The following is a 26,541-nucleotide window of genomic DNA, read 5'->3' as shown; positions in this document are numbered from 1 at the left end:
CGCATGCATTCCGCCAAGGCGCAAGACGATGCGGACGGCATGTGAAGCGGACACAGTTCATGCAGATTGCGTCAGGCATGATTGGGTGTTTTGCCTATTTCGCAAACCACCCCTTCGCGAGCGAACTCGTCGCGAAGAACTCCAGCAGTTGCTTCGCCACTTTCTCACGACCGCTGTTGCTGGGATGGGTGCCGTCGCCGGCGAAGTCGTCTTTGACATACTTGAGGTCGTCGAGCTTGCGGCCCTTTTCGCCTTCGGCCCAGAGATAGGGGCCCCAGACGAGCAGGGGTGACTTGGCGGAGGCGAGGGCTTCATCGCCTCCGATCTGCTTCTGAATGAGATGACGCACGGCGAAGGCGCCTTCATACGCATACGGCTCGGGATTGAGGGCGGTGCTGGCGTTACCGGCCCAGATGCGGCTGCCGAGGTAGGCGATGCGCAGATTCGGGAAACGCTGCTTCGCATTTTGCAGCACGGTGGTGGTGTCGGCTTCGAGCTTGGTGAGATGATCGGTCTTCGAGCCATTGGGGGCGGCGTTGGCCAGTTTGATCCACGCGACTTGAACTTGCTGCGGCGTGACTTCGGCCCGCTGCAGGCGGTTCATGGCTTCATCCCAGTTGCGGCCTTCGGGCGGTGCCCACGCGGCCATGGTTTGGCCGCCCTGCGCGCAATCGACGATGGTGAGCTTGCCGGATTTGCGGCTGTCTTTGTCAGCGATGCCTTTGAAGAACGAGAACTCCTGCGTGGCGTTCGACATGCTGATGGAAATGAGCACGATCTTGCCGCTGTCGGCCGGTTTGCCCTCGGCATCGAGCGGCTTGATCTGCGCGAGTGCCTCGGCGGCGGCTTTCTGGAGCGCTGCGGGCGGTTCGTTGCTGCCCTTGCCATAGAGGCCACCTTCTTCGCCTTCATAGACTTCATCGGCGGTCATGTCGGAGAGCGGCTTGAGCGATGCGGGAGCCTTGCGCTGTCCGGCGGTGCCGCCACCACCTCCACGATTTCCGCCGCCATTGCCGCCGCGACTGCGGACTTCCTTGGCGTGATCGAGGTATTTCTGATCGGCTTCGCTGAGCTTCTCGCCGCCCTGCTCACGACGAAAAAGATCCTGCGCCTTCTTCCAGTCGATGCCATCGGCTCCGGGACTGCCCGCAGGGCTGCCGGACGGTGAAGGTGAACCACCACTGCCATTGCGCTTCGCAAACGCCGCTCGCGCTTTATCGAGGTAGCCTTTTTCATCTTCGGTGAGCTTTTCGCCCGCAGTGTCGCGCTGATGAAGCTTCTGCGCCTTTTCCCAGTCGATGCCGTCCTGCCCCTGCGGCGGCAGATCGCCACTACCGCCCTGCTTTTTCATCTGCGCATCATGCGCGGCCTTGGCTGTTTCGATGTAGGCGGTTTCATCGGCGGTGAGAGTGCCGCCATTCTTCTGTTTCTCGAAAAGCTGGCGGGCTTTGTCGAAATCGACGGGCGTGTCGGCGGACTGGCTGCGCAGGGTCGCTGCGCTGAGGAGGGAGACCAGGGTTAGGAGGATGGTTGTCTTCATGGTGGCGCTGTGAAACACCGCAGGTGCGGTTTGGATGTGCGTCATTGTGGCCGCCGGGTTCCGGTAAGCACATGAAAATGCTTTCATCAGCATCTCTTGCGAACGTGCTGCAAGAGCGCCATCCGGCTTTTCGTCTTGTGTTGCGCCCGCCAACCCGTCAGCCTGCCAATCATGCACCGTCTCATTCTCTCCTTTCTCTTTGCCGCCTCCGCCCATGCCGAACTCACCGCCGAACAGCAGCAGGTGCCGCTGGAACAAGCGCCTGCCGATGCCAAGGCCGCGAAGATCGTGCTCATCGCCGGTGTGCCGAGCAACAAGCCGGGGCAGCACGAGTACTTCGCCGGTTGTGCGCTGCTGATGGATTGGCTCAAGGCCGTGCCCGGTGTCGCGCCGGTGATGGTGGCCGAAGGCTGGCCGAAAAATGAAGCGGTGCTCGATGGCGCACGCTGTGTGCTGATGTTCATGGATGGTGGTGACAAGCATTCCTTCCTCGAGGCCTCACGATGGGCGAAGATGCAATCGCTCGCGAAGGCGGGCACGGGCTTTGTCATTCTGCATCAGGGCGTCGATTGCAAGCCGGAGCGTGCCGCTGATTTCAAAGCGATGTTCGGTGCCGCGTTTCAGAGCGACATCGGCTGCCGCGGCCACTGGGATGTGGATTTCACCAGCATCCCCACGCATCCGATTCTCAGCGGTGTGAAGCCCTTCCCGCTGCTCAAAGACGGCTGGCTCTACAACCTCCACTTCGCCGAAACAGGCGTGACGCACCTGCTGCAATGCCCGATGCCCGACAGCAGCCGCAAATCCGACGCTGCCAAAGCGAACGCAGGCCGTGCTGAAACCGTGGCGTGGAGCTACGAGCGTGCGGATGGCGGTCGCAGCTTCGGCTTCACCGGTTGCGACCTGCATGCGAACTGGGCGGAAGCCAATCAACGTCGCCTGCTGCTCAATGGTATCCTTTGGAGCGCCAAACTCGACGTGCCAGCGAGCGGCGTGACTTCGGAGACGACTGCGGAGCAGATCGCGAAGAACTGGGATCGCAAAATCTTCGCACCGAAGGCGAAGAAGGCTGCTGAACCGGCCAAGGAGAAGGATTTGAAGGAGAAATAAATGCCGCGCCATTGGTGCAAGCGCGTCTCGGCGTCACACATTGAGGTCGGGGGTGATCGTTGCGCGGTTCGAGCGGCCTGAAGGGCCGCAGAATTCCAGCCCAGGGCGTCAGCCCTGGGAAACCACACAATCCAACGCGCATCTCCTCAGGCCGCGCTCCAACGGAGCGCGGGAGAACGCGCTTCAATCCCACACATACCGCTTGGCGGATTCGATTTCATACCGGGCGATAAATTTTCGACATTCCTCCTCAAATGGCATCACGCGATGATGCTGAAAACGAGGCGGACGTAAATTTTGGCGAGCGATTGAGGCATGGGGAATCGACGAAGATTCTCCCGCGCTCTTTCAGAGCGCAACCATTGGAGACACGTTGCTTGTGCGTGTCCCAGGGCTGGCGCCCTGGGCTGAGTCCTGCGGGCCGTTGGCCCGGCTCAAGGGCGCCGTGTTGGTTAATGCACTAAGTTCTGGAAATGCGGCGCGACCAACCCTTGTATTGAACTCCATGTCCACCGCCAACAGCACCCGCCGCGTCGTCATCGCGAGTTTCATCGGCACCACCATCGAGTGGTATGATTTTTTCCTCTACGGCACGGCCTCGGCGCTGGTGTTTAACAAGCTGTTCTTCCCCAACTACGAGCCGCTGACCGGCACGATGATCGCCTTTGCGACGTATGCGGTCGGATTTTTCGCGCGACCGGTCGGCGGCATCGTTTTCGGCCATTTTGGCGACAAGATCGGCCGCAAGTCGATGCTGGTGACGACGCTCATGCTCATGGGCGTGGCGACGGTGTTGATCGGCCTGCTGCCGACGTATTCGCAGATCGGTGTCTGGGCACCCATCCTGCTCGTGCTGCTGCGATTTGTTCAAGGCTTCGGCGTTGGTGGCGAATGGGGTGGCGCGGTGCTCATGGCCGTGGAGCATGCCAATAAAGAACGGCGCGGCTTTTACGCGAGCTGGGTTCAGGCCGGTGTGCCGGTAGGCTTGCTGCTGGCAAACGCGGTGTTCATGCTCGCCTCGTCGATGGATGAGAAAGCCTTTCTGTCCTGGGGCTGGCGGGTGCCGTTTCTGCTCGGCGTGCTGCTGCTCGGGGTTGGCATGTTCATCCGTTTGAAGATCATCGAGAGTCCGGTCTTCACGCAGGCCAAAACCGAGGACGCAGGCCCGAAGGTGCCGATCTTCGCCGTGCTGCGCGATCATCCGCGCAACGTGCTGCTCGCCATGGGCGCACGCTTTGCGGAAAACGCGTTCTTCTACATCTTCACCGTGCTCGTGCTCAGCTATGGCTCGCAGCAGCTCGGCATGCCGAAGGCCACGCTGCTCAACGCCGTGCTGATCGGCTCCGCCGTGCAGTTGATCGTGATTCCGTGCTTCGGGGCGCTGTCGGATCGCGTGGGTCGGCGGCCCGTGTATCTCGGTGGGGCTTTCTTCCTGATGCTGTTCGCATTTCCGTTCTTCTGGATGATCGAATCACGCCAAACCGTGCTTGTCGTGCTGGCGGTGGTGATCGGACTCATCGGCCATGCGGCCATGTATGGCCCGCAGGCGGCCTTTTTCTCCGAACTGTTCGGCACACGGGTACGCTACAGCGGCGCCTCGCTCGGCTATCAGCTCGCCTCACCACTGGCAGGCGGTCTTGCGCCGCTCATCGCCACCGCGTTGCTGGATCAAAGCCACGGCAGACCATGGCCGGTGGCGCTGTATCTCATCGGCATGGCGGTGATCACGCTCGTTTCGGTGTGGCTGGCGGAGGAGACGAGCAAGAAGGCGCTGTGAGGTCATTCGGATTCACCGCAGAGAGGCGGAGGAGCAGAGAACGCAGAGATTAAATCGATAAAACACTGCACACTCTGCCTCTTTGCCCCTCTGCGGCAAACCCGAGTCACCCACCGCGTCCAATTCCGCCCAAAAAGTGTCCAGTCAGCCCTGACGAAGCATTTGCACTTCCGCGCTTTCCGCCTCCCTTGCCGCCCCACCATGAACGAAGCCTTCCCCGACATTCAGAAAATTCAATTTGAAGGACCCAAGAGCCGTAATCCTCTCGCCTTCAAACATTATAACGCCGACGAAATCGTGGGCGGCAAAACGATGCGCGAGCAGTTGCGCTTCGGCGTCGCCTACTGGCACGCGATGCGCAACTCGCTCTCCGATCCTTTCGGCGGCGGCACTGCCCAGCGCCCGTGGGATGACGGCACCAACTCCGTCGCCAACGCCCAGCGCCGTGTGTGGGCCTGCTTCGAGTTCATGGACAAGCTCGGTGTCGATTACTACTGCTTCCACGATCGCGATGTCGCGCCCGAACTCGGCTCGCTCGCCGAAAGCAACGCCGCTTTTGATGCCGTCGCTGACGAACTCGAAAAAGCGCAGAAGCAGACCGGCAAGAAGCTCCTCTGGGGCACCGCCTGCCTCTTCTCCCATGCACGGTATTGCCAGGGAGCCTCCACCAGCCCGAACGCCGGCGTTTTCGCTTACGCTGCCGCGCAGGTGAAGAAGGCCATGGACGTCACGCATCGCCTCGGCGGTGAAGGTTACACCTTCTGGGGTGGTCGCGAAGGCTACGCCACGCTTTGGAACACCGACCTGAAGCGCGAGATCGACCACCTCGCCCGCCTGCTGCACATGGCGGTCGATTATAAGCAGAAGATCGGCTTCAAAGGCCAGTTCTACATCGAGCCAAAGCCGCGTGAACCTTCCACGCATCAGTACGACTCCGACGCCGCTGCCTGCTTGAACTTCCTGCGCGAGCACAACCTCATGGAGCACTTCAAGCTCAACCTCGAAACCAATCACGCCACCCTTGCTGGCCACAGCATGCGTCATGAGATGCAGGTCGCCATCGCCGCGAACGCGCTCGGCTCCGTCGATGCGAACACCGGCGACACCCTCATCGGCTGGGACACCGACCAGTTCCCGACGAACATCTATCTCACCACCGAGATCATGCTCGAAGTCCTCCGCATGGGCGGCCTCACCACCGGCGGCCTGAACTTCGACGCCAAGTGCCGTCGCGAATCCTTCGAGCCTGTTGATCTCTTCCACGCCCACATCGGCGGCATGGATGCCTTCGCCCGCGGCCTCAAGATCGCCCACGCGATGATCGCGGACGGTCGCATCAACGCTTTCATCAAGCAGCGCTACGCCACCTTCGACACCGGCATCGGTGCCAAGATCGAGAAAGGCGAAGTCGGCTTTGCTGAACTAGAAGCTCACGTACTCGCCAATGGCGAACCGCTCCTCGGCAGCGGCCGTCAGGAGATGATGGAAAACTTGGTGAACGACTATCTCTGAGTGATGCGGGCACTTCCATTCTCCGTAGCACTGCGAAGGATGAACCTGCCCGCAAAGCTGCTTTAACATGAATCATGGAGCGTCCGGCAACGGACGCCCTTTTTCATGGAGCGCGAGTATGGCGAAGCCTCAGACATCCTTCCCCCAGGGGAAACTCAGTGATCCAGTGCTGCTCTGCGACCGTCCCGCCTCTGCGGTTCAATCCAAATTAACCGCAGAGGCTGGACGGTCGCAGAGGCTCGTTGACAATCCTTGTCACGGTTCAAGAAGCGCCCGAGGTCAGGATGAGGTGAGCCTACTCGCCACTTTGTCGAGACGCGTGAACTGCACCCGCCTGCATCGCTTCGCGAAACGATGCGGGCAGGGGAATGCTAGGCGAGCAGCATACTCGCGCTCCATAGCCTCATTTCCGGCTCAGCTTGTAAAACAACCAGCCCCCAATGCCGAGGAAGATCACGTTGGGCAGCCACATGATGAGATGTGGCATTGCTGCCGGTTTGTCATTGAGCGTGTCCGCCAGAATGATGAACACGATGTACACCGTGGCGGTGATCAGGCTCAGCGCGAAGCCCGAGGACGTTTCGCGGCGCTGCGCCGTCACGCCGAGCGGGATGCCCACGAGGGCGAAGGTGAAGCAGGCCAGCGAGAAGCTGTAGCGCTTGCTCAGCTCGGTGAGCGAGAGAGAACGCGTCACATCCGTGAGCTTCTCACCGGTAAAAGTGTCTCTCCACGTCTGCACCTCCTCGGCCAGCGCACTCGTCCTTTTCATGCTCGCATTCAAGCGCACGGCGTCTTTTTGCAGCGACGAAAGTGGAAACTCGATGGGGAATTCCTTCATCCCGAGCGGTTTTGGCATTTCTGGCGGCGTGGTCTTCCCGGCCTTGGCTGGCATGGTCTCAATGCTCACATCCTTCAGCAGCATCGTGAAATCCAGCTTGCCCGGCACAGTTTCGATCAGACCACGGCGCGCATGGATGTAGCTGCCAGCCGCCGCGTTTTCGTCCAGCTTGATGATGTGCAGGTCGCGCAGCGTCTTGTCATCACGTTTGCCGGTGTAGATGCGATAGCCCGGCACGCGCTCCAGCACCTGTCCCTCCTGAAACAGCGTTTCGGGATTCTGCACTGCCACCTCGTAAAACAGCCGCTTCATGCGGTCCTTCGCTGCGGGTGCCAGGGTCACGTTTACCCAAAGACAGATGCCGCTCAGCAGCAGCGCCAGCGCAAACACCGGCGCGCAGATGCGTGTCATCGACATGCCCGTCATGCGTAGAGAAACCAGCTCGTTGTCGGCGGAGAGACGGCCAAACACCAGCAGGATGCCCGTCAGGAACGCCCATGGGATGGTGAAGATGAGCGAGAACGGAATCACCAGCGTCACGAACTCCAGGATCACCGACAGCGGCAGCTCGGTGTTGCCCAGCAGTTCGTCGAGCTTCTTGTACACATTCCCCAGCACCATCACACCGCTGAGCAGCGCCACGCCGATCAGCGTGGCTGATCCTACTTGGCGGACGAGGTAGCGGTCAAAGATGCGCGGAAACATGTGAGCGCGAGGCTAGCGAGATGTCACTGCCGGGCAATTTGAGATTGCCATAGCCCGATTCAAACGACCGCCTTCTTCACCTTGCCGAAATCCGTGCCCAAAAACCGTTTCGCGAGGTTCTCCGCCTGCTCGGAGTGATCCGTGAGGAAAATCTCCAGCGTCGGCTTCGATTTCATCGTCCGCAGCAGGCCGTCCTGCTCCAGTCGCGCCTTCACATGCGCCGCACAGGTGCTGGCGGAGTCCACGAGCCGCACTTTTTGACCCAGCATGCGTTTCAGCACGGGAATGAGCAGCGGATAATGCGTACAGCCGAGCACGAGCGTGTCGATGCCCTTGTCGAGCAGCGGCTTCAAATACTCCCGCAGCACGGATTTGAGCGCTGGATGATCAAGCCAGCCCTCCTCGACAAACGGCACCAGCAACGGCGTCGCCCGTGCCTCAATCATGATGTCAGGCCGCCGCATCGCGATCTCATGCTGATATGCGTGGCTGCGGATCGTCCCCGCCGTGCCGATGATGCCCACGCGCTCGCAATGCGCGTCCGCCAGCGTCGCTTCCACCCCAGGGCCCAGCACCCCGATCACCGGCACACGAAACGTCGCCTGCAACAGCGGCAGCGCATGCGCCGTGGCCGTGTTGCACGCCACCACCACCGCTTTGACACCGTTTGAGACGAGAAACTGCGTGTCCTCCATCGAGAACCGCCGGATCGTGTCCGGTGACTTTGATCCATAAGGCACGCGCGCCGTGTCGCCGAGATAGACGATCGACTCATTCGGCAAGAGATCCCGCAGCGCCCGCACGACCGTCAAACCTCCCACGCCGGAATCAAAGACGCCGAGAGGGCTGTTGGCGGTGACGGGAGTGCTCATGGGGTGGGTTCAGGTTGGTATTGCCAAAGGTTTCAAATTTTCGCAGAATCCCGCAACAAACCAGCTACCACCATGACCGCAACGAAGTTCATCACCTTTGGCATCGGCTGCCTACTGCTCCTGCCTTTCATCTGGTCGTTCATCCTGATGGTGCTGCCTCCAGCGAAACCTTCGGATGAGGCGAAGGCGTTATGGGAACAGGAGAAAGCCAAAATGCTCCAAGAAGCGGGTGATCAGAATGACCCTGATGGAATAGCGATGGGTTGGTCGGGCATGATAAGCTATCGAGGAGTAACCATGCATGAGCGGTTAGCGGGAGTTTGGCTGTTGGCTCCACGCACTTGGGTGGGCGTGCTTGGTTTGGTTGCTTCCGCGGCCGTGCTTTTCTGCCTCTTTGTCAGCAGTTTTTATTCGGTAATTGATGATTCGTTTGGGGTCGAAATACGTTACCCAAACCCTGAGGCGAATGCAGGAGGAATTCAGCCGCTGAGCGAAAAGGACAACGCTGGTTGGACCAATCCAACTCTAGAGAATGACCGGAAGAGTTCCAAATAGTCCGATCAACCCTTCCGCGTGATCTCCACCATCACAGTCTTCTGTGCATGCAGGCGGTTCTCCGCTTGCTCAAAGATCACCTCCGGAAGCGTTTCCATGACTTCATAGGTGATTTCTTTGCCACGATAGGCGGGGAGGCAGTGCATGACACTAGGCCTGCATGACACTAGGCCTGCATGACATTGGGTCTTGTCGCGAAAGCTTGCCAACGCTAGGATCAACCCATGGCCGTCACAGCCCCCATACCCAAGCCCACGCCCTCACGTCTGCTCCGAGAGCTGGACCAGTGGTCGTTGCGCGACTTGAACAAGCTCGTGCCAGGCCTGCTCTCACTGCGGGCACGCAAGCTGCCCAGCGTCGTCTCGCGGACAGAAGCCAGCCTGCTCAAGCGGATCACTGCCGGGCCGCCCGTGCGGGTCATGCGTGAGTACGACCGGCTGATGACCCGGCGTGTGGAGCAGCCGCTGAGTCAGGCAGAGCAGTGCCGGCTCGAGCAAATCATCGGTGAGATCGACCAGCATCATCTGCTGCATCTCCAATGGCTGGGCGAACTGGCGGCGCTCCGTCGGGTCACCCTGCCGGAGGTGGTGCGGCAGCTCGGCCTCAAGCGCTCACTTTAGCTGACACCTGCCATGTCACTGCGCCGAGCTGTCGCTGAGCGTGCCCATGGGCGTTGCGAGTACTGCCAGTGTCCGGAGGCGTATTCGAGCACGACCTATTGCCTGGAGCATATTGAGCCGCTTGCGGCGGGAGGCGCGACGAACCTGGAGAACCTCGCGTTTGCCTGCCAGGGTTGCAACGGCTTCAAGGGGGACAAGACTGCGATCTGGGATGTGGCGAGCCGCCAGGCAGTGCGCCTGTTTCATCCGCGCCGTGACCGCTGGACGCGGCACTTTGCCTGGAACGAGAACGGCCTGGACATGGTGCCGAAAACCCTCGTCGCTCGTGTCACGATAACAACACTCAAGCTCAACCGTCCCGCCCTGCGCAACCTGCGTGGTATTTTGATGCAGAGCATGATTCATCCGCCGGCATGAGTGGCGCAGGCTGTATTCGTCATTTTCTGGTGATCTCCACCATCACCGCCTTCTGCGCATGCAGCCGGTTCTCGGCTTGATCGAAGATTACCTCCGCATGCGCTTCCATGACTTCGTCGGTGATTTCTTTGCCGCGATACGCCGGCAGGCAGTGCATGACGAGCGCGCCGGGGTTGGCGTGCTTCATGAGGGCGGTGTTGATCTGCCAGGGCTTCAGCGTCTCGATGCGGTCGGCGCTTTCGGCTTCTTTGCCCATGCTGACCCACACGTCGGTGTAAACGACGTCGCAGGCACCCACGGCCTCGGCGGGATCATCGACGATGCTGACGCTGTTGCCGGGGACGCGCTGCATGAAGGTCTCCTGCGGCTGGAAGGCCTTGGGAGCGCCGATCACGAGTTCAAAGCCGAGTCTTGCGGAAGCCCAGATCCATGAGCGGGCGACGTTGCAGTCGCCATCGCCGAGGAAGCACACGCGCTTGCCCTTCCAGCCGCCGAGGCGTTCATGGATGGTCTGTAGATCGGCGAGGATCTGGCAGGGATGCTCGTCATCGGTCAGCGCATTGATCGTGGGGATGCCGCCGTATTGCGCGAACTCCACCACGTCCTGCTGCGCGAAGGTGCGGATGACCGCGCCGTGAATCATGCGGCCCATGACGCGTGCGGTGTCCTTGATCGGCTCGCCACGGCCAAGCTGAATGTCCGCGCCGGAAAGGAACATCACCGAGCCACCGAGTTCGCGAATGCCGACCTCAAAGCTCACGCGCGTGCGTGTCGATGATTTGGTGAAGATCAGCGCCCACTGCTGGCCGTTGAGCACTTGGGGCGATGCGGTGCGGTCCTTTTTCAGCACGCAGGCCAGATCGACGAGCTTTTCGATCTGCGCGCCGCTGAGTTCTTCGATGGAAAGGAGGTGGTTCATCAGAAAATGGAGATTTTGGGGTAAGGCGGAGCGGGCAAATGACGAATGACGAATTCCCGAATGACGAATCAGGCCCAATCGCCACCGATCAGGGGGACGGACCATTCGACATTCGTGCTTCGGAGTTCTTTCGTCATTCGGATTTACTCATTCGTCATTATTAGGCATCAAGAGCGTCAAGCACGCCCTTGAAGATGGCCAGGCCTTCGGCGGCATGCGCTGCGGTGATGTTGAGCGGTGAGAGCCAGCGCACGACGTTCGGACCGGCTGGCGTAACCATCATGCCGGCATCGAGCAGCTTTTGCGCGAGGAAGATGGATGGCAGCTTGCCGCCAGACTTTACGGCGATGGCTTCGGCGTTGAGTTCAAAGCCGATGAAGAGACCAAGCTGACGCACTTCCTTGATGAGAGGATGATTCCAGCCGCGAGTTGCCGCCGCGATGGCCGCACCGCGTTCTTTGGCATTCGCGCAGAGGTTTTCGTCTAAAATCGTGCGCAGCGTCGCGATGCCAACGGCGCAGGCGAGCGGCGAGCCGCCGTAAGTCGTGCCATGCGTGCCGGGGCCGAGCACCTTGCTCAAATCGCGCCGATCATTGACCCAGAACGAGCCAAGCGGGAAGCCGCTGCCGATCGCCTTGGCCCAACTGATGCCATCAGGTTGAATTTCATCGCCAGGAATGATGCTGCGCCAGCCGGCCATCTCCCCCGCACGGCCGAATCCGACCTGCACTTCGTCCAAGAGCAGCAGCAAGTCCTTCTCGCGGCACAATCGCTGCGCAGCGCGCAGAAATTCCGGCGTCACGGCATGCACGCCGCTTTCGCCCTGAATTGGCTCCAGCAGGATCGCGACGGTTTTATCCGTGATCGCGGCTTCGAGTGCCTTGGCATCATTGAAGGGTGCATAGACAAAACCCGGCGGCAGCGGACCGAAGCCACCGTGGATTTTCTCCTGCGCCGTCGCGGTCATCGCGCCAAAAGTGCGGCCGTGGAAGGAACCCGTGAACGTGATGATCTCGTAGCGACCACCGGTCTGCTGGCCGTATTTCCGCGCCAGTTTGAGCAGGCCCTCATTCGCCTCGGCACCGCTGTTGCAAAAGAAGCACTTGCCGGGAATCTGCACGCATTCCTCGACCAAGATGCGGGCCAGTTCGGCCTGCTTGTCGATGCAATACCAGTTCGAGACATGGATGAGCGTGTTTGCCTGCTCCGTGAGCGCTTTCACGACTGGCGGCGGACAATGTCCAAGTGGGCACACAGCCACACCACCCGCGAAGTCGAGATACTTTTTTCCATCGCGATCCCAAACGTAAGCGCCTTCGCCACGCACGGGCCACACATCGTAACGGCCGTAGTTTGGCAGGAGGAATTCCTGCATCAGTTGATCACTCGTTCTCATCGCGTTGTTACAAATGGATTTCCGTGCCGATGCCGCCGTCGGTGAAGATTTCGAGGATGAGTGCATGCGGCAGTCGGCCATCAATGAGATGCACTTTGCCGACACCACCACGCAGCGAATCGAGCGATGAGTCCACTTTTGGGATCATACCGCCACTGATGATGCCTTCGGCCTTCAATTGGGCTATGGAGGCTTCGTCGAGGCTCGGAATGAGTGTCGAGTCATCCTTCGGGTCACGCATGACGCCGCGCACGTCGCTGAGGAAGATGAGCTTGGTGGCCTTGAGCCGTTTGGCGAGGCCGCAGGCGGCCAGATCGGCGTTCACGTTGAGCGTTTTGCCAGAGGCGAGTTCACGCGCCACAGGTGACACGACAGGCACAAATTCGCCGGCAACGGCGGCTTGGATCAAACCGAGCTTGCAATCATTCACCTCGCCGACCCAGCCGAGATCGCCCTTCATTTTCTCGCCGAGGAAGACTTCCGTGCCGGGAATGCCGACGGCTTTGCCACCGAAGGCATTGATCTTGGTCACGATCTCCGGGTTGATCACGCGGGCGAGTGTGTCTTCGACGATCTTGATCGTCTCATCATCGGTGACGCGCATGCCGCTGATAAACTTCGCCTGCAACCCGGCTTCATTCATCGCCTTCGAGATCGCTTTGCCGCCGCCATGCACGATGACGGGGTTGATGCCCACGGCTTCGAGGAACACGACATCGCGCAGAAAGGAATCGACCTGCACCGGGTCTTCCATCGCACTGCCGCCGACCTTGATCAGAAACGTGCAGCCACGGAAGCGTTGCATGTAAGGTAGGGCTTCGAGAAGTACGGCTGATTTGGTGATTTGGGTGTCGAGGGCGGACATGTTTGGAAAACTGGCGGGGGCGCAAAGGAGCGGATTTAGGCCCAGCGTCAAGCCCGGCGGGCTTCTGCGGCCCTGCGTTTTAAGGCGGCAGGTCGATGGCCTTCATCTGCACTGGAAGTTAATGCTTCGCGATCCAATCGACCAACTGCCGGCGCTGCACAGGCAGCTTCCGATGAAAACTGTCTTCGATGGCCGCCGCGGCCATGCCGGTCTCGCCTTCTGGGATGATGCCGAGCAGTTCACCGAGGCGTTGCTCGAAGCGGGTGATCAGGGCGGGCACCGGGTCTTTCGTGGCGAGGTAATCGAGCGCTTTGACGAGCAGTTCGTGAATCTCGGGGATCGGTGAGCCGGTTTCGGCGACGAGGGTGATCAGTTTGACGACGTAGGTGGCGGCAAGGACGCGGCCGTAGCTTGCACGCAGGCCGAGGCGTGGATTCGTCCAGCGTGCCTCGGCCAGGGTGTGCAGATCGCCGGACTTGCTGCGCACGAAGCGCAGTTCGGCGGAGACGAAGAGATCGAGCACGCCATTGAGCGGCGATTTGGGCCGCAGCGCACCCTTCGCCATCGTTTTGAACAGGCCAAGATCAGGCGAGCACCATTGCACAATGAGGCTCGTCTCCGCGTAACGCGTGCGTCCGATGAGGATGGCCTCGGTTTTTTCCATGATGACAAAGGCGTTGAACTCGCGCGCCCAGCCGCTATCTACGCCGCATGGAAAAGACCAGCAAGACCATCCTCACCGACCTCCAAGCCCTCGACACCACCGCTCTGAAGGCAAGGTTGGGGGAACTCCGGAGGTATCTTTGACGTCCCGAAATTAACCGACGAACTGGCCATGCTGGAGGACCGCATGGGCGCTCCCGGCTTCTGGGATAGTGCGAATGCGGCGCGCAAGACGATCGACCGCACCAATGTCATCAAAAAGAAACTCGGTCCGCTCCAGGAGCTGGAGCAGCGTGCTGCGGACTTTGACGGACTCATCGACCTCGCGAAAGACGCGGGCGACATGGACACCTGGCGCGAAGTCGATCAGGAGCACACGAAGCTCGAAGAGGATGTCGCCGCGTTTGAACTCAGCCAGCTTCTCAGCGGGCCGTTTGATCGTGGCAATGCCTTCATTGTCATCCACTCCGGTGCCGGTGGCACGGAGGCCTGTGACTGGGCAGACATGCTGATGCGCATGTATCAGCGCTGGTGCCAGCGCCGTGGCTACAAGGTCGAACTCATCGACCACGAAGCGGGTGACGACGTGGGCACGCGCTCCGCCACGCTCGAAATCATCGGCGAAAACGCCTTTGGCTTCCTGCAAACCGAGCGCGGTGTGCATCGCCTCGTGCGCATCTCGCCCTTCGATGCGGCGAAGAAGCGCCACACCTCCTTTGCCTCGATTGATGTCACGCCGGACTCCGAGGAGGACATCGACATCGTGGTGCGTGACGAAGACCTCCGCGTCGATACCTATCGTGCCGGCGGCAAAGGCGGCCAGAACGTGAACAAGGTCGAAACCGCCGTGCGCCTCACACACATTCCCAGCGGCGTCATCGTCGCCTGCCAGATCGAGCGTAGTCAGCCAAAAAACCGCGCCAAAGCGATGGCGATGCTCAAGGCGAAGCTGTTTCAGATCGAGGAAGATAAGCGCAAGGCCGAGATCGATCGCCAGTATGGCGAGAAGAGCGAGATCGGTTTCGGCAGCCAGATTCGCAGCTACGTTTTCCAACCCTATCAGATGGTCAAAGACCACCGCACCGGCGAAAAGACCAGCGGCGTCCAAGCCGTGATGGATGGCGACCTCGACGCCTTTATGGAAGCCAAGCTGCGCGGCCGGAAGGCGGGTGATGGCGACAAGGATGAGGATGTGTAGCTGCTCGATGCTTGATCCTAGATGCTGGATGTCGGAAGATCAGCGCCATGAGCTATCAAAATCTCGAAATCTGGCAACTGGCCTGCAAAGCCACGATTGAAATCCATACGATGACGTTGAGCAAGCTGCCGAAGTTTGAGATGTATGAGGAAGGATCGCAAATCCGCCGTTCATCCAAGTCAGTCCGCTCCAACATCGTGGAGTGCTATGGCAGACGTGAATACAAACAGGATTTCGTGCTGCGGTTGACCTATGCTCTGGCTTCCAACGACGAAACCATCGACCATCTCGACACCCTGCGCGAAACAGGCTCACTGGTGGATGTACCGCTTTATGAGAACCTGCACGAACACCTGACTCACCTTGGCAAGAAACTCAATCTCTTCATCCAAGCCGTCCGCGAAGGTCACCGATCCTCGAAATAGCCTTCTGAAATCCAGCATCCAGCATCTAGCCCCATGAAGCCTGTCTTCGAGAAAGTGCCCAAGCGCCAGTGGGAGTCTTTCCACTGCGAGGTGGTGCGTGGGCCGGACTACGGCACGCGCTGGCACTTCCATCCCGAGTATCAGCTCACGCTGGCGATTGAGAGCCGCGGGCACCGAGTGGTGGGCGATAGCATCAAGCCGCTCATTGATGGCGACATCGTGCTCATCGGTTCGAACCTGCCGCATGTTTGGCATCAGGACACGGGAGTGAAAACGCGGCAGGTGCATGCGATCATCGTGCGGTTTGACGAAGCCTTCCTTGGCCGCGATTTCATGGCGCTGCCGGAGATGGAGCCGGTGAAGCGGCTGCTGCAACGTGCCGCACGCGGCCTGGAGGTGCGCGGAGCATCGTGTCCCGTCATCACCGAGCACATGCAGCGTCTCGCGCAGAGTGAGGGCCTCGCACGGGTGATCGAATTGCTCGCGATTCTCGATGTGCTGGCCAAGTCGGGCGATTTGAAGCCGCTGGCGAGCGCCAACTTCGAACCCAAGCTCGAATCTGCCGATCAGGGCCGGATGGAGCGCGTGTGCGACTTCATTCACACGCATTTGACCGAGGAAATCGACCGCGAACGCCTCGCGAAGCTTGCGCATCTCAGCCTGGGAGCTTTCAGCCGCTTCTTCCACTCACGCACCGGCAAAACGGTGCCGCAGTATGTGAACGAGGTCCGTATCGGTCGCGCCTGTGGCATGCTGGCGGAGGATGTGTCAAACATCACCGACATCGCCATGGACTGCGGCTACCGCAATCTCGCCAACTTCAACCGCCGCTTCCGCGAAGTCATGGACACCACGCCCAGCGCCTACCGGCAGAAGTTTCGCGGCATGGCGCGGCCGTAGGCCGGATGTGTTCGGCGCGATGAATGTTGCAAACACGATGGGCGCCTTCGCCGAACTATCCGGCTGGTTTGGGTGGCGGCGCACGGCCTTTGATGTGTCGAGCATCACATAGAGCCGGATAGTTTGGCGAACTCACGATGGTGGCTGCGTAGCACTTTTCCGCCAAACACATCCGGCCAACGACTTGCACGCGGCTTCTTCCAATGAGATAGCAAGACCATGAGTCAGATGCTTGAACCGGACCTTTCCGTGGTGGACCTCCGCTCCTATTTCGTGCGGAAGCGCAATGCCTTGCTCGTGCGCGGTCGTTTTAGTCCGCTGTATCTCGATTACTACCTGCATCTCATGCAGCATGCCCTTCAGAATGCCGAGCCGCTGGATCAGATGCTCAAAGACGCGCTGGCTGCGCTGGCGCTGCATCTGTGCTCGCGCCCGCAGGATGAGAGCTGCGCGTGGACCATTCATGTGAAGGAGCCGCAGCGGGCGAATGTCTTCGTCACTGGCAGCACGCGGCCAGGTCGCGTGACGGGTCGCGTCTTCACCGAGGACGTACGGCAGGAGGGCGAAGCGATGTTCATCGCGCAAACCACGCGCCCGGATCAGCAGCCGCGTCAGAGCCTGATTGAATTCCATGGCTGCGACATGCTGAAGGCCGTGGAAAAGTTTTACACCACCAGCGAGCAGCGTCTCACGCGCTTTTTCCGCCTGGACGATGAGGAGTTCGTGCAGATTTCCGCTGAGCCCGACTGCGATGAAATCTGGCTCTCCGAGCTGGCGCTGGAAAACGTGCTGGAACTCGAAACCACCGAGCATCTGACGCTCCTGGAGACACGCGGCTATGTGTTCGAGTGCGGCTGTTCCGTGGAGCGCTTGATGCCCATCATCATGCGCCTGCCGCAGGACGATCTGGATCACATCTTTGCCGACGGTATCGCGCAGATCACCTGTCCGCGTTGTGGCTCGGTGTATCGCACGCCGAAGGCGAGTTTTGAAGAATGGCGGCAGCAGCAGTCGTAGCGCATGAAACTCGCCCTCATCCGCCGCCAGTTCTCCGCCACCGGCGGTGCAGAGCTGTATGTACAGCGATTGCTTGGTGCCATGGCCGCAGCGGGACATGAGACGCATCTGTTTGCCGAAAAGTGGCAGGGCCAGGCTGCGGGCGTGCAGTTTCACGCCATCAACGTCGAGGCATCACGTGCGGAACGACCGCTGCGCTTTGCCGAGATGGTGAACGCTGCTTTAACACAGGAAAAGTTCGACTGCGTCTTCAGTCTGGAGCGCACGCTCAAGCAGGACGTGTATCGCGCTGGCGATGGCCTGCATCGCGTGTGGCTGGAGCGGCGCAAACAGTTCTCGCCATGGTGGAAACGGCTGCTCGTCGGCATGGGAGCCTTTCATCGCAACATGATGGCGCTCGAAGCGCGCACGTTTGATCCTGCGAACACGAAATGCCTCATCGTGAACTCCGAAATGGTGCGTGGCGAGATCGCGCAGCACTTCCCCGCCTTTCCCCAGGAACGAGTGCATCTGGTGCGCAACGGCGTCGAAGTGAAGCGCTTTCAAAACGTGGATCGCAACGCTGCGCGGAAGCGTTTCGGCCTCGCGGACGATGATTTCGTCATGGTCTTCGTCGGTTCCGGCTGGGAGCGCAAGGGACTGCCGTGGTTGCTGAAGTTCATGGCCGGACGCAGCGACGATCCCAAACTCAAACTGCTCGTCGTCACGCGGGATCGCATGCGTGGCAAAGTGCCGCCGAATGTCATTCTCACTGGACCGTTGCCCGATGTCGAAACCGCCTATGCCGCGGCGGATCTGCTCACGTTCCTGCCGATTTACGAGCCTTGCTCCAATGTGGTGAGCGAGGCGCTGGCGACCGGCATTCCCGTCATCACGACCGCCTTCAACGGTGCGGGTGAACTGATCGACTCCGGCGTCAACGGCCACGTTCTCGACGACCCACGTGATCTTGCCACGCTGGGCATGTGCGTGAATCACTGGCTGGCACGCGGTCATGCCGGGAAGGTCGCGACGCGGCAGCCCCTCGATCTCGAAACCAATGTGCAACACACGCTGCAGGTGCTGGAACTGGCGGCGAAAACGCGTGACTGACCATGACTCCCGAAGAAGCCACCGCTGCGGCGTCGCGTTTGTGCGCGGCGTGCGGGATGTGCTGTGACGGGACGCTGTTTCACATCGTGCGCATGCAGCCGACGGATTCGGTGGGGGCGTTGAATGCGCTGGGGTTGAAGCTCAAGAAGAAGAAAGGGCAGAACTGCATCGAGCAGCCGTGCGCGATGTTTAAAAACATGCAGTGCTCGATTTACGCAGGCAGGCCGGAGCGCTGCCGCTTGTTTGAGTGCCAGCAGCTCAAACGTCTGGCCGCCGGGACGATCACAGAAGCGCAGGCGATGGCGACGATTCACGAGGCGCGGCGGCGGGTGGATGAGGTGCTGGGATTGATCGAGCAGGCGGGGCATCACAACCTCAAGCAGCCGCTGACGGTGCGCTATGACCGCGTCATGGCGCTGCCGTTGAGCGACGAATGGGAGCCTGAGCAGGTGATTTTGCGCGAGGAACTGCGGGCGCTGATGACGGGATTGCAGGTGCTGCTGAGCCTGGAGTTCAAGCCGCCGCTGCCGCCGATACATGAAGAAAGCAGCGTGCAGGCCGATCCTGTGCCATGATGGGAAATGGAAATGAACCTTTTGAAACTCCTCGGCAGCGCGGAGTACCTCCCGTCGAACGTCCCTGAGCTGCTGATGCAACTGGGCATGAAGCCCAATCAACAGCAGGTGCTGCAAGGCCTGCTCAAGAGCCTGGAGAAGCAGGGCAAGATCGTCCGCACCAAGGGCAACCGCTACATCGTGGCGAAAGAGGCGGACTTGATCCCCGGCGTGATTCAAATCACGCGCGGTGGCCGTGGCTTTGTGCAGCCGGATGAGGCGGGCATCACGGAGATCAGCATCTCGGACAACAACACGGGCACGGCAATGCATGGCGACCGTGTCTTGGTGCGCCTCGATGTGAAGCCGGGGCAGCAGGACAAGAGCGGCAGCGTGGTGCGCGTGCTGGAGCGCAAGCGCACGCAGTTTGTCGGCACCTTGCAGCGCTCGAAGCAGTTCCTGCACGTCACGCCGGATGATCCGCGGCTGCCGGGGGCGATCTATGTGTCTGAACCACGCGATGTGGGCCGCAAGCCGAACGTGGGGGACAAAGTGGTCGTTGAAATCACGCAGTGGGAATCCAAGCAGACGGCTCCTGAAGGCGAGATCATCGAGGTGCTCGGCCCGCCGGATGAGGAGGGTGTCGATATGCTCTCCGTGCTGCGTCATTATGACCTGCCGCTGCATTTTCCGAGGAACGTGCTGCATGAGGCGCAGACGATCGCCAAATCGCGGCCCGACAACCAGCCGAGCGCGCAGGAGTGCGCCAACCGCGTCGATTGCCGGCCGCACAATGTCATCACGATTGATCCTGATGACGCGAAGGACTTTGATGATGCGATCTGCCTTCAAAAGCACGGCGATCAGTGGCAGTTGTGGGTTCACATCGCCGATGTGTCGCATTACGTGATGCCGGGCAGCGCCTTGGATATCGAAGCCAAGAAGCGCGGCAACTCGACCTACCTCGTGGATCGCGTGATCCCGATGCTGCCGGAGGCGCTGAGCAATGAACTGTGCTCGTTGAAGCCAAACGTGGACCGTTTGACGAAGTGCGTGGAGTTCGTGCTGTCGAAAGACGGGAAGGTGATCAGCTCGAAGTTTTATGCCGCCGTGATCCGCTCGAAGCGCCGCTTCACCTACAAAGAGGCGTTTGCCGCCATCCAGGTGCCGCCGGCGAATGAGACGGAGCAGATGCTGCATGATGCGCATGCTATGGCGCAGAAGGTGCGGCATCATCGCTTCAAGAACGGCTCGCTCGATCTCGATTTCCCGGAGAACAAGATCCGGCTCGACGAGCACGGCAAAGTGCTGCGCATCGAGCGCATCGAGAACGATGTCTCGCATCAGTTGATTGAGGAATACATGCTGCTGGCCAATGAAGCCGTCGCAGGCCGTCTCATGGGCTTGAACCGGCCTTCCGTGTATCGCGTTCACGAATCACCGAAAGAACAGCGGCTCAACGACTACCGTGAGAGCGTGCTGAGCCATCGCGTGGCGTGTGGAAACCTCAATCATCGCCCCGAGGTGCAGAAACTGCTCAGCAAGCTCGGCACGCTGCCGATTGGCCCGGCGTTGAAGATTGGTTTCCTGCGTTCGCTCATGCGTGCGCGTTACGCGGTGGAACCGCTCGGCCATTATGGCCTCGCGAAGACGAAGTACACGCATTTCACCTCGCCGATCCGCCGTTACGCCGATCTCGTCGTGCATCGCTCCTTGTTCGACAAAGTGGAGTTGCAGGTGGGCATCGCGAAGCAGATCGCCGATCACATCAGCACCACGGAAAAGAACTCCTCCGACGCTGAACGCGACAGCAAGGAGGTGAAGCTCTACGCCTACCTCAAGGCCCAGATCGCCTCGAAAAAACCGCAGCCTTATGCCGCGCTCGTCACCGATGTGCGGAACTTCGGCTTCTTCGTCGATGTGCCGGATCTCGGCCTCAGCGGCGTGGTGCCGCTCTCCGCGATTCCCGATGACTTCTTCATCTTCGATCCCGCCACCCGCGAACTCACCGGCCGTCACACGCGTCGCGTGATCCGTCTCGGCGACAACCTCGTCGTGCAAATCTACAAGGTGGACAGCATCAAGAAGCAGGTGGATTTCATGCTCGTGCCCTCACGCGACCGTTCGACGCGCCAGGATCGCTCGGAGCGGCCCGAACGTCGCGGCCCACCTCATCGTGAATCCCGTCCGGCACCTGCTCCGCGCAAGCCGGGACATGGGCACAAGCAGGCGCAGAAGCGGCGAAAGTAGCCATCTCGCTCCGCGAGATGAGCGGAGAGCTGGCGCAGGAATAAAGCGATTCCGAATTTCGAAAGCGCTGCGTGAGGACGTGAGCGCCATGCTCATCACGCGGAGCGCTGATGGCTACTTTGCTTCGCCTCAACCCAGTCCCACCGCATCGCGCACGCGGTTGAGAGTCTTGCGGGCCACGGCACGAGCTTTCTCGGCTCCTGCGGCGAGGACTTTGTCCACGTAGCCTTGGTCGGCGAGGATTTCATCGCGGCGGGCACGGAAGGGGGCGAAGTAGTCGGTGACGCCTTGCAGGAGGCGCTTTTTGAAGTCGCCGTAGCCGACACCGCCGTTGAGGTGATCGTTGACCATCGAGGCGTAATCGGCCTCGGAGGCGACGAGTTTGTAGAGGGCGAGGATGTTGCTGCCTTCGACGGGTTTGGGGGATTCGACGGGCGTGGAGTCGGTCTTGATGCCCATGATCTTCTTTTTGAGCGGTCCCGGCTCTTCAAACAGCGGGATGGTGTTGTCGTAGCTCTTGCTCATCTTCTGGCCGTCGAGGCCGGGGACGACGGCGGTGGATTCCTGGATGCGCGGATTGGGCAGCTTGAACAGGCCGGCACCAAAGGTCTCGTTCATCTTGATGGCGATGTCGCGGGTGACCTCGACGTGCTGCTTCTGATCGCGACCGACGGGCACGACATCGCTCTCATACAGCAGGATGTCCGCCGCCATGAGTACGGGATAGGCAAAGAGACCGTGCGAGGCGCTGATGCCGTTGGCGATCTTGTCCTTGTAGCTGTGGCAGCGCTCCAGCAGGCCCATGGGTGTGACAGTGCTGAGAATCCACGCGAGTTCGGTGTGCTCCGGCACATCGCTTTGGCGGAAGAAGACGCACTTCGTCGGATCGAGGCCGCAGGCGAGGAAATCGACCGCGAGTTCGCGCACGTAGCCGCGCAGTGCCTTGCCGTCGTGGACGGAGGTGAGGGAATGGTAGTCGGCGATGAAGTAATAGGCGTCGCCTTCATGCTGCAGCTTCAGCGCCGGCTCCATCATGCCGAAGTAATTGCCGATGTGGAGTCTGCCGCTGGGTTGGAGGCCGGAAAGGATGCGCATAGGGGAAGGTTGATGGTTGAGAGTGGATGGTTGATGGCCTGAGACAGAAGGAGGCGAAGCTCTGCATGCCGCGACAACGGTTTAGCTTCAGGCCATCAACTATCAACCACCAACCATCAACTCAGCCTCACGGCTGCCACACCAGCGGCCGGTCCCAGGCCTTGAGGGCGGCATTCCATTCGTCGTGCCACTTTGAATAGCTGGCGGCGGGGTGCGCGCCGGGAATGGAGTCGAACTCGAAGCGGATGGTGATGGTTTTGCTGTCAGCGGCGGTGTTGAGCTGCCAGCGCGTGAAGGTGCCAGTGGCGGACTGGTTCAAGGCTTGTACGGAAGCGGAGGTGACACCCTGGATGTTTTCAACAATGACTTCGGAGCGGAAGCGGAATGGATAGCGCACGAGAAAGGGCGTCTGGCGGGCTTTGACGAACGTGGTGACGAGGTAGTCGGTCTCCCACAGAGCGGGCAGGACGGCGCGGTGGAGGCCGCCTTCATCATGCAGGCGGCCCGGCACATCGTAGCTGATGGTGAGGCGTGCCGGGTCGGTATTGCTGGCGAGGGTCGCAAAGGTGAAGCTATGCACCTGCACTCGTGCATTTTTTTCGAGAATGCTCTGCGCCTTGCGCAACTGCGCAGCGGTATCCAGGCCGGTGAAGGCGCTGCGCATTCCGGCGGCGTAGTAGCCGTGCAGGGTGAGCGTTTCCTCGACGTGCCATGCATCGCCTTCCGGACGAATGATGCGGCGGCTGGCCACGCGGCAACTGTCGGCCGCAGGTTCTGCCTGCGGCGTGCCGAGACGCACCTGGCCGGGCTGCAGGATGAGAGCGTGCGAGTGCCACAGGTCGTCGGCAGGCCAGGCGTCAGGCGGGAGGTTTTTGTTGGTGGTGTCGATGAGCCATCCGGCACCGAGAGAGGGGACATGCACGACCATGTGATTGAACTGGTCGAGCGTGGGCAGGGCAGGCTGGGTGCGCCAGTTGGTGTTCACGAGGGCGAGATGACTTTCGATGCCGGCGGCAGTGAGAAGCTGATGCAGGAGCAACGCCTGGTCTTTGCAGTCGCCATACTGCTGCTGGAGGGTCTGAGCGGCGGGATTCGGACGGCGTGCGCGAGTGCCGAACTCGATGGCCGTGTAACTTATCTCCTTCTGCACATGTCCTGCGAGTGCGGCGATTTTTTCACGCGGCGTTTTCATGCCACTGGTCAGTTGTGCGGCGAGTTCGGTCACTTTGCTCTCTGGTTTGAAGCGTTCCTGGATGTCTTTGAGAAACTTTTCGCCGATCTCCGCCCAAGTGCCTTCCATGCCACCGAAGCAGACGCCGGGGACGCGGTCTTCGTAGTATCCGTTCATGGGTTCATCGGGATCGAAGGGCAGGTTGAAGCCCATCCAGGCGAGCAGGTTTTTCTCGCGCACGGTCTGCAACGCTTCGGTGTGCGCGGTGGTGGTCTGCACTTGGTCGATGACACCCGTGACGAAAACGATGTCCGCCGCGCTGTCGCCAAAGAGCTTCCGCTCAAAGGTGAAGGTCTCGGTCTTGCCGAAATCTTCAGTGCTCACCTCGTATTCGACGGTGCAGCCGGGGCGCAGGCCGGGAATCTGGAAATGGAGCTTCTTGCGGTGGGAGGCGCTGCCATTGTCGATGTCCATCACATAGGCGTCACCGGGCGCGGAGCCGATGATTTTGCCGGTCTCATCGCGCACCTCGACGCGATTGATGAAAATGCGTTCGCTGAGCGGATCGAAGGCGAACTCGATGCTGCTGAGGTCGTTGGCGCCTTCGGTGGTGTAGATGTGCGCCCGGCGGTGCCAGGTGTGACGCATGGGCTTGGCGGGGTCGAAGTGGTAGCCCTTGGCGGTGAGCAGCCAGGCATAGGGCTGATCACTGCCGTAGTCTTTGGCGGCGGGATGCGCCGTGAGCGCCTGCTGCACGACGGCGGGCAGAGCGACGGCTTCGACGGGTGTTTTAATGTCGGAGTTGCTGCCCTGACCGAGCATGGCGGAGGCGCGGCGCACGGCGTCCTGCACCGTTTCGTTCTCGGGATCTTTTTTGGCGACTTTTTCAAAGGTCAGCTTGGCTTCGCGGTACCATTTCCGGCCCATCTGACTCCAGCCGAGGATCATGAGAGCACGGGGCGCTTCTTTGCCATCTGCGAGGAGTTTTTCGGCGACGACGGCGGCACGCGCATGTTCGTCGGCGTCGTTGAGTGCTTCGCCTAAATCGTAGCTGACGCGGCGGTCGTCTGGGAACTCGGTGGCGAGTTCTTCGAACAGTTGGATGCCGCGCTTGGCATCCCCGGCGGAGGCGACGGTTTGTGCATGCCAGCGGCGGGAGTTGATGCCGGGGAATTTTTTCATCCAGGCTTCGGCGGACTGGGCGGCGAGTGCGAACTGTTCCTTGCCGTTGAGGTGCTGGAGCCAGTCGAGGGTTTTGTTTTCATCCTTGAGTCCGGCGCTGATGGCCTGAAGGAAGGCGGCGTTGGCAGCCTCGTTGTTATTGTTGCCTGACAGGATGTATGCATGGCGCAGGTGCAGTGTGGGACTCTTGGGAAAAGATGGCATCTGAGGTGCGAGGAGTTGCAGCGCCTCCTTGAACTGCCCCAGCTGCTCCATGGCGTCGGCGGCGTTGCCGAGAATGGCGGCATCCTTGGAAGTCTGCTCGAAGCCGCGTTTGAACCACTGCGCGGCTGCCTTGAACTGGTCGCGCTTGTAGAGGGCGATGCCGATGTCATTGAATACCAGTCCGGCATCCTGCCGCTGAGATGCCTGTAGCGCGGGCGGCTGGCCCTGGGGTGGCAGGAGGGTGATGGCATCAAGTGCGGCGCGCACACGCGCGAGGTCGCCTTTCTTTTTTGTGACCCAGCCGACGTGCAGGTGAGCCAAACGGTCCTTCATGGCCACCCGCAGGACGTAGTCGTACGCGGTATCGTCCACGGTACGGCTGCCGGTGATTTCCAAACCGTCACCCCAGGCGCAAGGCCAGGGTTTGGCGACCCAGCCTTCATCGGAAGGATACGGAATGTCCAGGCGGCCCAGCAGCGCGGTGGCTAGGGATTCGAGGTCCGGTGCTTTCTCGCCGAGATCGACGGGAATGACCAGCAGTGCCTCCAGCGGGCGCAGCGCGGCGAAATCGGCGAGCGCCTGGCCGTGAGCGGGCCATTGTTTCCAGTCGTTGGCCTGAAGTTGCGTGCGGTAACCCCAGGCGGGCCGTTCCACATTCGCAATGACCGCACTGGGCGAACCGATGCGCTTTTCATCAAGCACCTTGAACGATTCCATCAACGTGCGGAACTCCGGTGCGAGCCGTTCCCGGCCGGCGGACGGCCCCCAGCAGGTGATCTGCCAGGAGAAACCGGGGCGCGTCGTGACCCACTGGTCGAAGTACATCGGAATGCCCAGCGCTTCCGTCGTGCGTACGATGCAGGTGCGGCGCATGAAGTCGATCCCGTTGAGGGTGATCTTCTCCGTCTTGTCATCTTCAACACTGGTGGCGGCGGCGGCGAGGTTCGCCTTCACCGCATCCATCAGATCTTCGATGGCCATGTCTGCGTCCAGATGCTCGCCGAGCACCATGGCATAGCCTTCGGGCCCGGAACGACGGAAGGCGATGCAGGCGAGCTTGTTGAGCGAGGAGGCGTTCATCTTCACCCAACGCGGCGGTGCGGTCAGCGCGCAGTTGAACTCCTCGCTGGTGACGGTTTTGTCCGGTGAATTTTGGGCAGCGAGTTCTTCAGCCAGGATCCGGGTGCGCAGCGCCATCACGGCACCAGCGCCGGCGATCAGCAAAAAAATGCCGCCGATGACCAGCGTCCAAACGGCTTGGGCACGTCCTTGGGTGAGGCGGGTGCGGTCATAGCAGGCCAGACCGACAATCGCGAGCACGAAGGCGCTGAGAAACAAGACCACGGCGACCAGTCCCGCGATGGTTTGTGCGATGCCTGCCCAAGCAGGCAGAAAAAGGCCCACACCTTGACCGAGAGCCGCGGCAAGCCAGCCGGTCAGCATGAGTGTCAGCGCGATGACGCAGAGTTTGCTGGTGGTCGGGCGCTTGAGCAGGCTGAGGCATTTGAGAATACCGATCAGCGTGGGCAGCGCGATGATGAAAAATCCAACGGCTTGTCCTGCTTGGTAGGCGTTCGAGTTGACGTCCGCGAGTGTGTGAAAAATCATACGCGCATGCTTTTAGGGCATGGCGTGTGTTTCTGGCAATCGAAAAGGCATCAAAG

The 26,541-nt window shown here is 60.6% G+C and carries 22 protein-coding genes and 1 pseudogene; 13 read left to right on the top strand and 10 right to left on the bottom strand.

The genetic code is table 11. The features are described from left to right. Nucleotides 1-94: 94 nt before the first annotated feature. Nucleotides 95-1,540 carry a hypothetical protein gene (locus ACKVY0_RS21210; RefSeq protein WP_409216846.1) on the bottom strand — a complete coding sequence of 482 codons (1,446 nt, stop codon included), beginning with the start codon at nucleotides 1,538-1,540 and terminating at the stop codon, nucleotides 95-97. A gap of 171 nt (nucleotides 1,541-1,711) precedes the next feature. Here ACKVY0_RS21210 and ACKVY0_RS21205 point away from each other — a divergent pair, with 171 nt between their 5' ends. From ACKVY0_RS21205 to xylA, 3 genes are all read left to right on the top strand, one after another. Further along, nucleotides 1,712-2,650, top strand: coding sequence for a ThuA domain-containing protein (locus ACKVY0_RS21205; RefSeq protein WP_409216845.1), 939 nt, complete (start codon nucleotides 1,712-1,714; stop codon nucleotides 2,648-2,650). 505 nt (nucleotides 2,651-3,155) lie between these two features. Beyond that, nucleotides 3,156-4,427, top strand: a complete 1,272-nt coding sequence (locus ACKVY0_RS21200; protein ID WP_409216844.1) for an MFS transporter — start codon at nucleotides 3,156-3,158, stop codon at nucleotides 4,425-4,427. Nucleotides 4,428-4,628: 201 nt separating this feature from the next. Beyond that, nucleotides 4,629-5,939, top strand: a complete 1,311-nt coding sequence (xylA, locus tag ACKVY0_RS21195; protein WP_409216843.1) for a xylose isomerase — start codon at nucleotides 4,629-4,631, stop codon at nucleotides 5,937-5,939. A 403-nt stretch (nucleotides 5,940-6,342) separates the two neighbouring features. On the opposite strand, the gene ACKVY0_RS21190 is transcribed toward xylA, so the two are convergent. Both ACKVY0_RS21190 and murI read right to left on the bottom strand, forming a co-directional pair. Next, nucleotides 6,343-7,482 (bottom strand): LptF/LptG family permease, encoded by a 1,140-nt coding sequence (locus ACKVY0_RS21190; RefSeq protein ID WP_409216842.1) that lies wholly within the window; start codon nucleotides 7,480-7,482, stop codon nucleotides 6,343-6,345. A gap of 59 nt (nucleotides 7,483-7,541) precedes the next feature. Beyond that, nucleotides 7,542-8,354, bottom strand: a complete 813-nt coding sequence (murI, locus tag ACKVY0_RS21185; protein ID WP_409216841.1) for a glutamate racemase — start codon at nucleotides 8,352-8,354, stop codon at nucleotides 7,542-7,544. Between the two features lie 72 nt (nucleotides 8,355-8,426). Here murI and ACKVY0_RS21180 point away from each other — a divergent pair, with 72 nt between their 5' ends. Continuing rightward, complete coding sequence (locus tag ACKVY0_RS21180; RefSeq protein ID WP_409216840.1) at nucleotides 8,427-8,909, top strand: hypothetical protein; 483 nt, start codon at nucleotides 8,427-8,429, stop codon at nucleotides 8,907-8,909. Between the two features lie 5 nt (nucleotides 8,910-8,914). On the opposite strand, the pseudogene ACKVY0_RS21175 reads toward ACKVY0_RS21180, so the two are convergent. Further along, a pseudogene (locus ACKVY0_RS21175) lies at nucleotides 8,915-9,067 on the bottom strand (ornithine carbamoyltransferase); the annotation flags it as partial. A gap of 66 nt (nucleotides 9,068-9,133) precedes the next feature. Between ACKVY0_RS21175 and ACKVY0_RS21170 the strand changes: the two are divergent. Both ACKVY0_RS21170 and ACKVY0_RS21165 read left to right on the top strand, forming a co-directional pair. Beyond that, complete coding sequence (locus ACKVY0_RS21170; RefSeq protein WP_409216839.1) at nucleotides 9,134-9,529, top strand: hypothetical protein; 396 nt, start codon at nucleotides 9,134-9,136, stop codon at nucleotides 9,527-9,529. 12 nt (nucleotides 9,530-9,541) lie between these two features. Next, on the top strand, nucleotides 9,542-9,946 hold the full coding sequence (locus ACKVY0_RS21165; protein ID WP_409216838.1) for an HNH endonuclease: 405 nt from the start codon (nucleotides 9,542-9,544) through the stop codon (nucleotides 9,944-9,946). Between the two features lie 19 nt (nucleotides 9,947-9,965). On the opposite strand, the gene argF is transcribed toward ACKVY0_RS21165, so the two are convergent. From argF to recO, 4 genes are all read right to left on the bottom strand, one after another. Further along, on the bottom strand, nucleotides 9,966-10,865 hold the full coding sequence (gene argF, locus ACKVY0_RS21160; RefSeq protein ID WP_409216837.1) for an ornithine carbamoyltransferase: 900 nt from the start codon (nucleotides 10,863-10,865) through the stop codon (nucleotides 9,966-9,968). A gap of 160 nt (nucleotides 10,866-11,025) precedes the next feature. Beyond that, on the bottom strand, nucleotides 11,026-12,261 hold the full coding sequence (locus tag ACKVY0_RS21155) for an aspartate aminotransferase family protein (protein ID WP_409216836.1): 1,236 nt from the start codon (nucleotides 12,259-12,261) through the stop codon (nucleotides 11,026-11,028). A 7-nt stretch (nucleotides 12,262-12,268) separates the two neighbouring features. After that, nucleotides 12,269-13,126 (bottom strand): acetylglutamate kinase, encoded by an 858-nt coding sequence (argB, locus tag ACKVY0_RS21150; protein WP_409216835.1) that lies wholly within the window; start codon nucleotides 13,124-13,126, stop codon nucleotides 12,269-12,271. Nucleotides 13,127-13,244: 118 nt separating this feature from the next. Then, nucleotides 13,245-13,790, bottom strand: coding sequence for a DNA repair protein RecO (recO, locus tag ACKVY0_RS21145; protein WP_409216834.1), 546 nt, complete (start codon nucleotides 13,788-13,790; stop codon nucleotides 13,245-13,247). A 47-nt stretch (nucleotides 13,791-13,837) separates the two neighbouring features. Between recO and prfB the strand changes: the two genes are divergently transcribed. The 7 genes from prfB to rnr all read left to right on the top strand — a co-directional run bounded on the left by prfB (nucleotide 13,838) and on the right by rnr (nucleotide 21,225). After that, a protein-coding gene (prfB, locus tag ACKVY0_RS21140; RefSeq protein ID WP_409216833.1) for a peptide chain release factor 2 occupies nucleotides 13,838-14,987 on the top strand; the annotation gives its coding sequence in 2 pieces (ribosomal slippage) (nucleotides 13,838-13,924 and nucleotides 13,926-14,987; 1,149 coding nt in all). 47 nt (nucleotides 14,988-15,034) lie between these two features. Next, the gene (locus ACKVY0_RS21135) at nucleotides 15,035-15,412 is read left to right on the top strand and encodes a four helix bundle protein (RefSeq protein ID WP_409216832.1); all 378 of its coding nucleotides are present in this window, start codon (nucleotides 15,035-15,037) and stop codon (nucleotides 15,410-15,412) included. 33 nt (nucleotides 15,413-15,445) lie between these two features. Beyond that, nucleotides 15,446-16,312 carry a helix-turn-helix domain-containing protein gene (locus ACKVY0_RS21130; RefSeq protein WP_409216831.1) on the top strand — a complete coding sequence of 289 codons (867 nt, stop codon included), beginning with the start codon at nucleotides 15,446-15,448 and terminating at the stop codon, nucleotides 16,310-16,312. A 219-nt stretch (nucleotides 16,313-16,531) separates the two neighbouring features. Further along, nucleotides 16,532-17,329, top strand: coding sequence for an Hsp33 family molecular chaperone HslO (locus ACKVY0_RS21125; protein WP_409216830.1), 798 nt, complete (start codon nucleotides 16,532-16,534; stop codon nucleotides 17,327-17,329). Between the two features lie 3 nt (nucleotides 17,330-17,332). Next, on the top strand, nucleotides 17,333-18,421 hold the full coding sequence (locus tag ACKVY0_RS21120) for a glycosyltransferase family 4 protein (RefSeq protein WP_409216829.1): 1,089 nt from the start codon (nucleotides 17,333-17,335) through the stop codon (nucleotides 18,419-18,421). Between the two features lie 2 nt (nucleotides 18,422-18,423). Beyond that, nucleotides 18,424-18,996 carry a YkgJ family cysteine cluster protein gene (locus ACKVY0_RS21115; RefSeq protein ID WP_409216828.1) on the top strand — a complete coding sequence of 191 codons (573 nt, stop codon included), beginning with the start codon at nucleotides 18,424-18,426 and terminating at the stop codon, nucleotides 18,994-18,996. Between the two features lie 12 nt (nucleotides 18,997-19,008). Beyond that, nucleotides 19,009-21,225: a ribonuclease R gene (gene rnr, locus ACKVY0_RS21110; RefSeq protein WP_409216827.1), complete on the top strand. Its 2,217-nt coding sequence runs from the start codon at nucleotides 19,009-19,011 to the stop codon at nucleotides 21,223-21,225. A gap of 129 nt (nucleotides 21,226-21,354) precedes the next feature. Here rnr and trpS read toward each other — a convergent pair whose 3' ends face one another. Continuing rightward, nucleotides 21,355-22,320 (bottom strand): tryptophan--tRNA ligase, encoded by a 966-nt coding sequence (gene trpS / locus ACKVY0_RS21105; RefSeq protein WP_409216826.1) that lies wholly within the window; start codon nucleotides 22,318-22,320, stop codon nucleotides 21,355-21,357. A gap of 127 nt (nucleotides 22,321-22,447) precedes the next feature. Then, nucleotides 22,448-26,485 carry a DUF3857 domain-containing protein gene (locus ACKVY0_RS21100; protein ID WP_409216825.1) on the bottom strand — a complete coding sequence of 1,346 codons (4,038 nt, stop codon included), beginning with the start codon at nucleotides 26,483-26,485 and terminating at the stop codon, nucleotides 22,448-22,450. Nucleotides 26,486-26,541 lie beyond the last annotated feature (56 nt).

Source organism: Prosthecobacter sp., from assembly GCF_046154365.1.
In the GTDB taxonomy this organism is placed as follows: domain Bacteria; phylum Verrucomicrobiota; class Verrucomicrobiia; order Verrucomicrobiales; family Verrucomicrobiaceae; genus Prosthecobacter.
Note: the sequence above shows the minus strand (reverse complement) of the source record. Positions and strands in the feature narration are given on the sequence as shown.